The 13,589-nt window shown below is 34.1% G+C and carries 9 protein-coding genes; 8 read left to right on the top strand and 1 reads right to left on the bottom strand.

Annotated elements, in window-relative coordinates:
• The first annotated feature begins 376 nt into the window (after positions 1–376).
• The gene (gene ltaS / locus HMPREF2864_RS06460; protein ID WP_002479363.1) at positions 377–2,314 is read left to right on the top strand and encodes a polyglycerol-phosphate lipoteichoic acid synthase LtaS; all 1,938 of its coding nucleotides are present in this window, start codon (positions 377–379) and stop codon (positions 2,312–2,314) included.
• A 168-nt stretch (positions 2,315–2,482) separates the two neighbouring features.
• Here ltaS and HMPREF2864_RS06455 read toward each other — a convergent pair whose 3' ends face one another.
• Complete coding sequence (locus tag HMPREF2864_RS06455) at positions 2,483–3,298, bottom strand: ZIP family metal transporter (protein ID WP_002479362.1); 816 nt, start codon at positions 3,296–3,298, stop codon at positions 2,483–2,485.
• 111 nt (positions 3,299–3,409) lie between these two features.
• Here HMPREF2864_RS06455 and HMPREF2864_RS06450 point away from each other — a divergent pair, with 111 nt between their 5' ends.
• The 7 genes from HMPREF2864_RS06450 (at position 3,410) to HMPREF2864_RS06420 (ending at position 13,525) form a co-directional block, all read left to right on the top strand.
• Complete coding sequence (locus HMPREF2864_RS06450; protein WP_070545052.1) at positions 3,410–5,293, top strand: ABC-F family ATP-binding cassette domain-containing protein; 1,884 nt, start codon at positions 3,410–3,412, stop codon at positions 5,291–5,293.
• Between the two features lie 13 nt (positions 5,294–5,306).
• Positions 5,307–7,088: a DNA helicase RecQ gene (gene recQ / locus HMPREF2864_RS06445; protein ID WP_070545051.1), complete on the top strand. Its 1,782-nt coding sequence runs from the start codon at positions 5,307–5,309 to the stop codon at positions 7,086–7,088.
• A gap of 216 nt (positions 7,089–7,304) precedes the next feature.
• A complete protein-coding gene (locus HMPREF2864_RS06440; protein ID WP_002459754.1) occupies positions 7,305–8,273 on the top strand; it encodes an ABC transporter ATP-binding protein in 969 nt (322 codons plus the stop codon).
• Complete coding sequence (locus tag HMPREF2864_RS06435; RefSeq protein ID WP_002459753.1) at positions 8,270–9,784, top strand: ABC transporter permease/substrate-binding protein; 1,515 nt, start codon at positions 8,270–8,272, stop codon at positions 9,782–9,784. Before HMPREF2864_RS06440 ends, HMPREF2864_RS06435 begins: the two co-directional genes overlap by 4 nt.
• Positions 9,785–10,064: 280 nt before the next feature.
• Positions 10,065–11,579: a peptide MFS transporter gene (locus HMPREF2864_RS06430; protein WP_002459752.1), complete on the top strand. Its 1,515-nt coding sequence runs from the start codon at positions 10,065–10,067 to the stop codon at positions 11,577–11,579.
• A gap of 122 nt (positions 11,580–11,701) precedes the next feature.
• Positions 11,702–12,757, top strand: coding sequence for a histidinol-phosphate transaminase (gene hisC / locus HMPREF2864_RS06425; RefSeq protein WP_002459751.1), 1,056 nt, complete (start codon positions 11,702–11,704; stop codon positions 12,755–12,757).
• Between the two features lie 237 nt (positions 12,758–12,994).
• Positions 12,995–13,525 (top strand): 5' nucleotidase, NT5C type, encoded by a 531-nt coding sequence (locus HMPREF2864_RS06420; RefSeq protein ID WP_002459750.1) that lies wholly within the window; start codon positions 12,995–12,997, stop codon positions 13,523–13,525.
• Positions 13,526–13,589 lie beyond the last annotated feature (64 nt).

The following is a 13,589-nucleotide window of genomic DNA, read 5'->3' as shown; positions in this document are numbered from 1 at the left end:
TTTCTTAATAAAATATTAACAAAGTTAATGTTTTAAGTAGGGGATTTTTCGCTTATTCATAACTACAGTAAACAACAGCGATACTACTATAGATTTGAACGGTCCATTTACAATCGTTATGATACGTTTTACATATAATGGGGTTAAACGCATCATTGATTAACGTGGGCACTGAAACCAGAGGAACACAACGCAATTTTAAAGAAATATTGAAAGTTGAAACAAGCACGATGCGTCTGTGATAGCACATCGTTTCATCTTTTTCCTAACTTTTTTAGCATGGGATAGTGAAGGCGAACGAAAGATAAAGCGCCTATCGCAAGTAATATGTACAGGTCTTTTAAAGTTGGAATAATTATAAACGGAGGAAACACACATGAGCATACGCAAAAAGAAAATAAGTCTTTTTACGTTTTTTATCTTAACTGTGTTAACAGTAACCCTGAAAACGTATTTTTCATACTATGTTGATTTTTCCTTGGGTGTTAAGGGATTAGTTCAGAATTTAATATTATTAATGAATCCATATAGTTTAGTAGCACTTATTTTAAGTGTCTTCCTATTCTTTAAAGGAAAAAAAGCATATTGGTTTATTTTTATCGCTGGTTTTTTATTAACTTTTTTACTTTATGCCAATGTGGTTTACTTCCGATTCTTTACTGACTTTTTAACATTTAGTACGTTGAATCAAGCTAGTAATGTGGAATCTATGGGGGGCGCAGTAACCGCATCGTTTAAATGGTATGATTTTGTATACTTTATTGATACTTTCATCTATTTATTTATCTTGATTTTCAAAAACAATTGGCTAGATAAACGCGTATTTAGTAAGAAGTTTGTACCTGTTGTGATGGCTGCTTCAGTCGCTTTATTTTTCTTAAACTTAGCATTTGCTGAAACAGACAGACCTGAATTATTAACGCGTACATTTGACCATAAATATTTGGTGAAATATTTAGGACCATATAATTTTACGGTTTATGACGGCGTTAAAACAATTCAAAATAATCAACAGAAAGCTTTAGCATCCGAAGATGATTTAACTAAAGTTTTAAACTATACGAAGCAAAAAAGAACTAAAGCAAATCCTGAGTATTTCGGGGTAGCAAAAAAGAAAAATATAATTAAAATTCATTTAGAAAGTTTCCAAACGTTTTTAATCAATAAAAAGGTAAATGGTAAAGAAGTAACACCATTTTTAAATAAACTATCTTCAGGTAAACAGGATTTCAGATATTATCCAAACTTTTTCCATCAAACAGGACAAGGTAAAACATCTGATTCTGAATTTATGATGGATAACAGTTTATATGGTTTACCACAAGGTTCAGCCTTTTCATTAAAAGGAGACAATACGTATCAATCATTGCCAGCGATTTTAGATCAAAAGCAAGGATATACGTCTAACGTGATGCACGGTGATTATAAAACATTCTGGAATCGTGATCAAATCTATCGACACTTTGGTATTGATAAATTTTACGATGCAACATACTATGATATGTCTGAAGATAATGTCGTGAACTTAGGTTTAAAAGATAAAGAGTTCTTTAAAGAATCAGCAGGTTATCAAAAGAAAATGAAAAAACCATTCTATTCACATCTAATCACATTAACGAACCACTATCCGTTTACTTTAGATGATAAAGATGCTGATATAGATAAACCAAATACGGGAGATTCTACAGTAGATGGCTATATTCAAACGGCACATTATTTAGACCAAGCGTTAGAACAGTATGTTAATGACTTGAAAAAAGAAGGTTTATATGACGACTCTGTTATTATGATTTATGGTGACCATTATGGTATTTCTGAAAATCATAATAATGCAATGGAAAAATTATTAGGTGAACAAATTACACCAGCCAAGTTTACAGACTTAAACCGTACGGGATTCTGGTTAAAAATACCAGGCAAAGAAGGTACAGTTGACAAAACATACGCTGGCCAAATGGACGTTATGCCTACGATTTTACATTTAGTTGGTATTGATACGAAGAACTATATTATGATGGGTACCGACTTGTTATCAAAAGAGCATAAAGATGTGATACCATTTAGAAATGGTGATTTCATTACCCAAAATTATAAATATGTTAATGGTAAAATATATTCTAATAAAGACAACAAACTATTAGAAAAGAAACCAAAAGACTTTGATAAGAATAAACAACAAGTTGAAAAAGACCTTGAAATGAGCGATAGTATTCTGAATGGTGATTTATTCAGATTTTACAACAATCCAGATTTCAAAAAAGTCAATCCAGCTAAATATGAATATAAAACGGGACCAAAAGGCAACCAAAAATAATTGGTTCTATAATAAATCGGACTGGTGATTTAAATCACTAGTCCGATTTTTAAATTTTGAATATAAAAATAGCGCAATTAACTCTATATTTATTAGTGACCAAACAAAAGGCAGTCTGAACGAATGAAGTCAGACTGCCTTTTTTATTGTATTTTAATTCATATAATATTAACTCAAAGCAACATCTAATATCATCATGATTGTAAAGCCAATCATTAAACTCAATGTTGCTAAATCTGTGTTATTACCTGACTGTGAGTCTGGAATGAGTTCTTCCACGACAACGAATATCATTGCCCCAGCAGCAAATGCTAATGCATAGGGAAGAACGGGTGTCATAACTACTATAAGTGCAGCACCAAGTATAGCAAATATGGGTTCAACCAGTGCAGATGCTTGCCCATAATTAAAGGCTTTCCATTTTGAAGCTCCAGCAGCACGAATAGGCATTGATAAAGCAGCACCTTCTGGAATGTTTTGAATGCCAATGCCTATAGCTAAGCCCAGTGCACCTAGAAAGGTCGCATGTTCATTACTAGAGGCAATACCTCCGAAGGCAACGCCAATTGATAGACCTTCTGGGATGTTGTGCAATGTGATTGCTAAAACGAGCAAAGTATTCTTATTTAATGACGTTTTTACACCTTCACGATAATGACTTTTATCACCAATACGTTGATGTATATGAGGAATAATAGCATCTAGCAACCGAATAAATAAGCCACCTAGTAAAAAGCCAATTGCAGCAGGTAACCAAGGTAATGTAGTACCTTCTTTAAACTCAATCGAAGGTTGTAATAATGACCAGAAACTGGCAGCAATCATGATACCAGCTGCAAATCCTTGCATGGAAGCAAGAACTTTCCCGTTTACTTTATTAAAAATAAACACACCAGCTGCACCTAATGCTGTAAGAAGCCAGGTAATTATTCCAGCGATTAGTGCTTGGAAATAGGATGGTAAGCTTCCAAATAATTCTTCCATAAACGTGACTCCTTGTATCATTTACCTGTAAAAAGGTGTATAATATATAGAACTGAATTAAGCTTATCAAAATCATTTTGAAATTTCGATAGTAAAAGAGGAAATCACGTCATGGAAGCATATAAAATAGAACATCTTAATAAGTCATATGCAGATAAAGTTATTTTCGATGACTTGAGTTTAGCGATTTCAAATCATGAAAAAATTGGATTAGTTGGTATCAATGGTACAGGTAAAAGCACGCTACTCAAAGTGATGGGTGGTATAGATGATGATTTTACTGGCGATATCACACATCCTAATCAATATCGTATTCGGTATTCTTCTCAAAAACAAGATTTAGATGGTAATTTATCGGTGTTTGAAGCCGTGCTCAGTTCAGAGACAAGCACATTACAAATCATTAAACACTATGAACAAGCGGTACAACAATATACAGTTGAACAGACCGACCGAAATTTTCAAGCAATGATGGCTGCACAAGAAGCTATGGATCGACATGAAGCATGGGATTATAATGCGGAGATAAAAACGATTTTATCTAAATTAGGTATTCATGACACGACAAAACAAGTCAGTTCTTTATCAGGTGGACAACAAAAACGCGTCGTGTTAGCTAAAACGTTGATTGAACAACCTGATTTATTATTGTTAGATGAACCAACGAACCATTTGGATTTCGAATCGATTAATTGGTTGATTAATTATGTTAAACAATATCCTTATACCGTATTATTTGTAACGCATGATAGATATTTTTTAAATGAAGTGTCAACACGCATTGTTGAACTTGACCGTGGAAAATTAACGACATACCCTGGAAATTATGAAGACTATATAGCGATGCGTGCCGAAAAAGAAGTAATTGAACAAAAGCAAAATGATAAACAACGTGCGCTTTATAAACAAGAGTTAGCTTGGATGCGTGCAGGAGCAAAAGCACGTTCTACGAAGCAACAAGCACGTATTCATCGCTTCAACGATTTAGAGGCAGATGTAAAGCAGCAACAGACACAAGATAAAGGTGAGTTAAATTTAGCTTATTCTCGTTTAGGCAAACAAGTATATGAGCTTGATAGTCTAACAAAAACAATTAATGGCAGAACGCTATTTCAAGATATAACTCAAATTATACAGAGTGGGCAACGTATTGGTATCGTTGGACCTAATGGTGCAGGAAAGACAACAATGCTCAATATACTTAGCGGCGAAGATCAACAATTTGAGGGAACGTTAAAGATAGGTCAGACTGTTAAGGTGGCTTATTTTAAACAAACTGAAGAAACGTTAAATCGTGATATCCGCATGATTGATTACTTAAGGGAAGAGAGTGAAGTTGCCAAAGAAAAAGATGGAACGACGGTGTCAATCACTCAACTACTTGAGCGATTTCTATTTCCAAGTTCAACACATGGTAAAAAGATTTATAAGTTATCTGGCGGTGAGCAAAAGCGATTATACTTATTGCGCTTGCTTGTGCATCAGCCAAACGTGTTATTACTAGATGAGCCAACAAATGATTTAGATACTGAGACATTGACGATACTTGAAGATTATATTGCTTCGTTTGGCGGTTCAGTAATAACAGTTAGCCATGACCGTTACTTTCTGAATAAGGTTGCTCAGGAATATTGGTTTATTCATGATGGCATGATGGAACGTATTGTTGGTAGTTTTGAAGACTACGAAACATATAAAAAAGAAAAGGATAAACAGCTAGCAATAGAAAAGCAAGCAACCAACACATCAAAAACTCAGATAAAAGAACGTAAAAAAACAGGACTATCGTATAAAGAAAAGCGTGAATACGAGTCATTGATGTCGCGTATAGAAGAGACCGAAATACGCTTGTCAGAAATTGAACAAGAAATGATTGAGGCAAGTGCGGATTACGCTAAAATCAAAGATTTAACTATTGAACAACAACAACTAGAACAGACATATGATGAAGATATAACGAGATGGAGCGAGTTAGAAGAATTAAAAGAGGTATAAGGGGAATGCAGAAATGGAAGCAATATTATCGCATTATTTTGGTTATCAATCTTTTCGACCAGGTCAAAAAGAAATTATAACTAAAATTTTAGCTCATCATAATGTATTAGGTGTATTACCAACAGGCGGGGGAAAATCGATTTGTTATCAAATTCCCGGGCTGAAGTTAGGTGGTACAACTGTTGTTATTAGTCCGCTTATTTCATTGATGAAAGATCAAGTAGATCAACTTAAAGCAATGGGAATTCATGCAGCGTACTTAAACAGTAGTCTAAGTCAAAAGCAACAAAAGCAGATTGAACAGGAGTTGGCTTCTGGTAAAATTCAATTTCTTTACGTGGCACCTGAGCGCTTTGAAAACCAATATTTTTTAAGTATATTGCGTAAGCTGGAAATTCATTTAATTGCATTTGATGAGGCGCATTGTATTTCTAAATGGGGACATGATTTTAGACCGAGTTATCAGAATGTCATTCAAAAAGTAATGACACTACCTCAAGATTTTGTTGTTATTGCGCTTACCGCTACCGCAACAACTGAAGTGCAACGAGATATTATGGATAAACTTTATATTTCTGCAGATAATCGGGTTAAGACAAGTACTAAACGTCGTAATCTTATCTTCAAAGTTAATCCTACGTATCAGCGTCAAAAATTTGTCCTTGATTATGTGCAAGCGCATCGAGATGAAGCAGGTATCATATATTGTTCGACGCGCAAACAAGTTGAAGAACTGCAAGAGGCCATTCAAAGCATTGATCTTGAAGCAGCGATATATCATGCAGGATTGTCAAACAAAGAACGAGAACAAGCACAAAATGATTTTGTTTATGATCGTATTAAAGTTGTTGTAGCAACAAATGCATTTGGTATGGGTATTGATAAGTCTAATGTGAGATATGTGATTCATTATAATATGCCTGGTGATTTAGAATCATACTATCAAGAGGCAGGACGTGCTGGTCGAGATGGGTTAAAAAGTGAATGTATTTTATTATACAGTGAGCGCGATAAAGATTTACATGAATATTTTATTTCTGTGTCTCAAGCTGATGATGACTACAAAGATAAAATGGGTGAAAAATTAACTAAAATGTTGCAATATACCAAGACTAAAAAATGTCTCGAAGCCACAATTGTGCATTATTTTGAACCCAATGAAAAGTTAGAAGAATGTCAACAATGTAGCAATTGTGTTCAAGAAAATAAAACATATGATATGACCAAAGAAGCCAAAATGATAGTAAGTTGTGTGGCGCGAATGCGACAGCAAGAAAATTATAGTGTCATTATTCAAGTATTAAGAGGAGAGCAAAGCGATTATATTAAATACAATCACTATGATCAGCTATCTACTTATGGCATTATGAAAGCATATACAACGTCAGAATTAAGTCATCTTATTGATGAGTTAAGATTCAAAGGATTTTTAAATGAACATAACGAAATATTGATTTGTGACCAAAGTGTGCAAAGTTTATTAAAGGAAGACGTAACGATATTTACAACGCCATTCAGACAAAAATCTAAAGAAAAGGTTTATATCAATACTGTCGAAGGCGTTGATCGCGCGCTATACAATGAACTTGTTGATGTACGTAAACAATTAAGTAATAAGTTAGGCATTGCACCAGTAAGTATCTTTTCGGATTATACGTTAGAAGAATTTGCTAAACGTAAACCAGCGTCGAAACAAGAAATGATTGCTATAGAAGGTGTAGGTAGTTATAAATTAAAACATTATTGTCCTAACTTTTTAGAATGCATTCAATCTTACAAAGCAAACATATCATAAAAGTAATAGCATACACTTAAAATAAGTAAGATGAGTTTTTGAATGGCAATGGCATTCAAACTCATCTTTTTAATATATAAAAGTAAAATTTTCTAGTATTATCATTAACTTTATGATAAAAGGGAATAACAAAGAAAAATGTACGCGTTGTATTGATGTCAATCTTTTATAAATAATAGACAAAATATTATTAATTTGCGTAATAGAGGTGTAAATGTGATTGAATTTAAAAATGTAACGAAACGTTATGGCCAAAATATTGCAGTTCATGACCTTAGTTTTAAAATCAATGAAGGCGAATTTTTTGTGCTCATTGGTCCTTCAGGTTGTGGGAAGACGACAACGTTAAAAATGATTAATCGACTTATCCCATTAACTGAAGGCTATATTTATTTTAAAGATAAACCAGTAAGTGATTTTCCAGTATATGAAATGAGATGGGACATTGGCTATGTACTACAGCAAATCGCGCTATTCCCCCATATGACAATAAAAGAAAACATTGCACAAGTTCCACAAATGAAAAAATGGAAAGAGAAAGAGATTGACCAGCGCGTAGACGAACTATTAGAAATGGTTGGTTTAGAACCAGATAAATATAAAAATCGCAAGCCTGATGAACTATCTGGTGGACAGCGACAAAGAGTGGGTGTAGTGCGTGCACTGGCAGCAGATCCTCCAGTCATCTTAATGGATGAACCTTTCAGTGCACTTGACCCTATCAGTCGAGAAAAGTTGCAAGACGATTTACTTGCACTCCAAACTAAAATTAACAAAACAATTGTCTTTGTAACACATGATATTCAAGAAGCCATGAAACTTGGTGATCGTATTTGTGTCATGAATCAAGGCCATATTGAACAAATCGATACACCATTAGGATTTAAAACACACCCACAAAGTAAGTTTGTCCAAGAATTTATGGGTAATTATTTACAACAAACATCTGTATCACAACATATTAAGTTGAAAGAATTAGATATCACAACACCGTTAAATGAAATGGCTGCGTCAACAGATTACCCAGTCGTGAGCGCAGACCAGTATATTGATGACTTATTTGATATGTTAAGCAAACATGAAGCATTGTTAGTAGAAAATCATGACACTCATGTTCAGTCACTTCTTACAAGAGAAGATGTCTTTGAATATTTAGCACAAGGGCAAAGAGGTGAAACAGCATGAATGAGTTTATTACTACATTAAACGCGCGTAAAGAAGAATTATTGGCTACTTTAATAGAGCATATCCAAATTTCTTTTATTGCGTTACTTATTGCTATTTTGATTGCTGTACCGTTAGGCATTGTATTAACAAAAGCAAAACGTATTTCTGAAATCGTGATGAATATCGCTGCTGTCCTACAAACTATTCCATCTCTAGCATTACTAGGTTTAATGATTCCATTGTTTGGTATAGGCCGTGTGCCTGCCATTATTGCTTTAGTGGTCTATGCATTATTACCAATATTACGCAATACATATACCGGAATTAAAGAAGTAGATCCATCGTTAATTGAAGCAGCAAAAGGGATTGGGATGAAACCATTTCGTCGCTTAACGAAAGTTGAATTACCGATTGCCATGCCGGTGATTATGGCAGGTATTCGTACAGCAATGGTTCTAATTATTGGTACAGCTACACTTGCTGCGCTCATTGGTGCAGGTGGCTTAGGAGATCTGATTCTCTTGGGTATTGACCGTAACAATCCATCGCTTATCTTAATTGGTGCCATTCCTGCTGCGTTACTGGCTATTATTTTTGATGTTATTTTAAGATTAATGGCAAAATTATCTTATAAAAAATTAATGCTGGCAACGGGTGCCATCTTATTAGTTATCATTATCGCGATTGTTGCACCATTGCTTAGTCATAAAGGGGATACGATTACGCTTGCAGGGAAATTAGGATCAGAACCATCTATTATTACGAATATGTATAAGATTTTAATAGAAGAAGAAACGGATGATACAGTCGAAGTGAAAGATGGTATGGGTAAGACAGCATTTCTATTCAACGCCTTAAAATCCGATGATATAGATGGCTATTTAGAATTTACTGGTACAGTGTTAGGAGAATTGACAAAAGAAGATTTAAAATCTAAAAAAGAGGCAGCAGTTTATCAACAAGCTAAAGATAGCTTACAATCAAAATATGATATGACGATGCTTAAGCCAATGAAGTATAATAATACTTATGCTTTAGCAGTTAAACGGGATTTTGCTCAAAAGCATCATCTTAAAACAATTGATGATTTAGCCAAGGTTACTGACCAATTGAAACCAGGATTTACATTAGAATTTAACGATCGTCCAGATGGTTTTAAAGCAGTCAAAAAGTCTTACAACTTAAATATTAATAATGTAAAAACGATGGAACCCAAATTGCGTTATTCTGCTATAGAAAAGGGAGATATCAACTTAATTGATGCCTACTCAACTGACGCAGAACTGAAACAATATGACATGGTTGTGCTCAAAGATAATAAACATGTCTTTCCACCATATCAAGGTGCGCCAATGTTTAAAGAAAAATTCTTAAATGAACATAAGGAAATTAAAGCACCATTGAATCGATTAGCAGGTAAAATTTCAGATGAAGAAATGCAAGAAATGAATTATAAAGTGACTGTGAAAAATGAAGATCCATATCAAGTTGCTAAAGCGTTTCTCAAAAAAGAAGGGCTTATAAAATAGCACTGTATACTTCATAAGATAAAATACCTCCATATTGAACTGAAGACGCGGAAAACAACGATTAAATCAAGTTGTTCTCTGCGTCTTTTTTAGCGTGAGAAGCATGAATATATAGGCGTATGATAAAGGAATATAAGAAGAAATATATTCAAATGATAAATTGTAATAATAAAACTTTAGTAGCATATTGTAACTAAATTTAATTGTGTTTCTTTTGATTTTACTTGTGATTAATTCATATGAAGTATAAAATTGAGGGTATTACGAATGAGGTGGGGAAATGAATAACAAGAATTATACACGTCAAGAAATCGTTAGTAGTGTGCCACAAAAAGGTTTCTTTGGGCATCCAAAAGGATTAAGCACACTGTTTTTTACTGAATTTTGGGAACGTTTTAGTTATTACGGGATGAAAGCTATTTTAGCGTATTATTTATATTACGCTGTAACGGATGGCGGTTTTGGGTTAAGCCAAGCAACAGGCTTACAAATTGTCTCAATATATGGTGCGTTAATCTACATGTCAGGATCTATAGGTGGCTGGATTGCAGACAGGATTATAGGTACAAGACACGCGCTGTTTTATGGTGGTATTTTAATCATGTTTGGGCATATCCTGTTGGCAATACCAGGTAACTTTACATTAGTGCTTATTGCATTATTATTATTAATTACCGGTACCGGATTATTAAAGCCTAATATATCTACCACTGTAGGCGATTTATATTCACATGATGATGTACGTTTGGACGGTGCCTTTACAATATTTTATATGGGTATTAACCTTGGAAGCTTACTTGCGCCATTTATAACTGGATATTTACAAACACGTCTTGGTTTCCATGTTGGTTTTGCGGCAGCAGCTGTAGGTATGTTCCTTGGTCTTGTGGTCTATGTGGTTACCAATAAAAGATTTTTAGGGTTAGCTGGACTCAGTGTTCCCAATCCATTAAAAAAAGAAGAAATTAAACGATTAAGTTTAATGGTGGGTAGTGCAATTATTATGTTTGCAATTATCTTAATTGTCTTACAATTTACCGGGTTACTTAGTCTTGAAAGTTTTACCTTAATAGTAACTATTATTGGTATCGTTTTACCTATATATATTTTTATTTATATGATTACGAATAAAAAAACAAATGAAGTTGAACGTAAGCGCATTTATAGTTATATTCCTTTATTTATAACATCAGTCGCATTTTGGATGATTCAAGAACAAGGATCAACCGTGTTAGCTAATTTTGCAGATCAAAACACTCAACTCAGTATGAGCAAGCTGACAAATGGACTGATTGATTTTCAAATACCAGCAGCTTGGGCCCAATCACTTAATCCAATATTTATTGTTGTGTTGGCTCCGGTATTTGCTAACTTATGGACAAGGCTGGGTAAACATAATCCAAGCACAGTGCACAAATTTGCACTTGGTGCAATCTTTGCCGGACTATCCTATTTAGTGATGATGATTCCTTTGATGAGTTCTACAGAATTAACACACCCGTTGTGGTTAGCACTTAGCTTTTTATTTATTACTGTCGGAGAACTTTGTATTTCTCCAGTAGGTTTATCCGTAACATCTAAATTAGCACCTAAACATTTATCTGCACAAATGATGGCGCTATGGATGCTAAGCAATGCCACAGCACAAAGTATTAATAGCCAAACAGTCGTATTTTTCAAACGCATTTCAGAACAACAATTCTTCATGTATTCAGGGTTGTTTACCTTAATTATTGGTGTATTATTATTTTTAATTTCACCTATAGTGATTCGAGCAATGCGTGGTGTACATTAATAGGAAGCCTGATTTTCGATGCTGATTGTCATATAATGAACTTGATATGTAACTAGGAAACACGTTATAATTAGTATTAAGTTTTTTAAAATTTCAGACAATTATCGGAGGAGTGGTTAACTTTGAAAAAGCAACTAGATCAATTATCTGCATACCAACCTGGATTATCCCCTAGAGCATTGAAACAGCAGTTTGGTATTGAGGGAGAACTATATAAGTTAGCATCTAATGAAAACTTGTATGGGCCCTCTCCGAAAGTCAAACAAGCCATAACAGATCATTTAGATGAATTGTATTATTATCCAGAAACTGGTTCACCTTCATTAAGAAAAGCGATTAGTGCTCACCTACATATAGATGAGTCACGCATCTTATTTGGTGCTGGTCTTGATGAAGTCATTTTAATGATTTCTAGGGCGGTATTAACGCCTGGCGATAAGATTGTTACAAGTGAAGCAACCTTTGGACAATATTATCATAATGCGATCGTTGAATCTGCAGATGTGGTTCAAGTACCACTTAAAAATGGCGGCTTTGATTTAGAAGGTATTTTAAATGAAGTTGATGAACAAACGGCATTAGTATGGTTGTGTAATCCTAATAATCCAACAGGGACGTATTTTACACATGAAAAATTGCATGACTTTTTATCGCGTGTTCCAAGTCACGTCCCAGTATTAATTGATGAGGCGTATTTTGAATTTGTGACAGCTGAAGATTATCCAGATACTTTGAAGTTACAAGAAGAATTTGATAATGCATTTTTACTGCGTACGTTTTCTAAAGCATATGGTTTGGCTGGTTTACGTGTTGGTTATGTTATTGCAACGAATGAAGCAATTGATAAATGGAATATTATTCGTCCGCCATTTAATGTGACGCGTATTTCAGAATATGCAGCAATCGCAGCATTGGAAGATCAAGATTATTTACATGATATTACACAAAAAAATGCACAAGAGCGCCAAAAATTTTATGCGATTCCACAAAGTAAGCACTTCTTACCTAGTCAAACGAATTTTATTTTTGTAGTGACAGATAAAGTTCAGGAATTATATCAACAATTACTACAGGTAGGATGCATTACAAGACCATTCCCAACAGGTGTGCGTATCACTATTGGTTTTCCAGAACAAAACGATAAAATGATTGAAGTCTTACAACAATTTGATTATTAAAATTGAAACGATAAGACATAATAAATATATAAGCAAAGTCATGCTATTTACTTTTTAAGTAAGAGTATGACTTTTTAATTTACAAATAAACAGATTTGTACCAAGTGCAAATGAGCAAGACAAACGCATGATAATGAAATGAAAAAGCATTTGGCTACAGTCTGAAAGTATAACAAAATTTTGCTATACTCATACTGTATAACTACACAAACAAATAGAAACGGAGCGATCAAAGGAATGACCCGACAAAAAATTGCGATAGATATGGATGAAGTATTAGCCGATACTTTGGGAGCTATTATTGAAGCGGTGAATAAACAAACGAATTTGGGAATAACGATGGAAGGCTTAAATGGGAAAAAATTAAAGCACATGATACCTGAACATGATGGCTTAGTTAGGGAGATTTTAAATGCGCCTGGCTTCTTTAGACAGTTACCAGTATTACCAGCTGCACAAGAAGTTGTCGAAAAATTAGCGGCACAGTACGATGTATATATTGCTACGGCTGCGATGGATGTTCCAACATCATTTCATGATAAATATGAATGGTTATTACAACACTTTCCATTTTTAGATCCTCAACACTTTGTGTTTTGTGGACGAAAAAATATCGTGAAAGCTGATTATTTAATTGATGATAACCCACGTCAATTAGCTATTTTTGAAGGCGAACCCATTATATACACTGCAGCGCATAATGTAAACGAAACACGCTTTACACGTGTAAATGGTTGGAAAGAAGTGGAAGCATATTTTTTAAATTAATATTAGCTTAGTAGTAAGACAAAAAGATGCTGGGACATAAATGTCAGAAAAACAGCAGTAAGAT

Source organism: Staphylococcus sp. HMSC059F04, assembly GCF_001812565.1.
Classification (GTDB): domain Bacteria; phylum Bacillota; class Bacilli; order Staphylococcales; family Staphylococcaceae; genus Staphylococcus; species Staphylococcus lugdunensis.
This window is presented reverse-complemented; position numbering and strand designations above follow the sequence as displayed.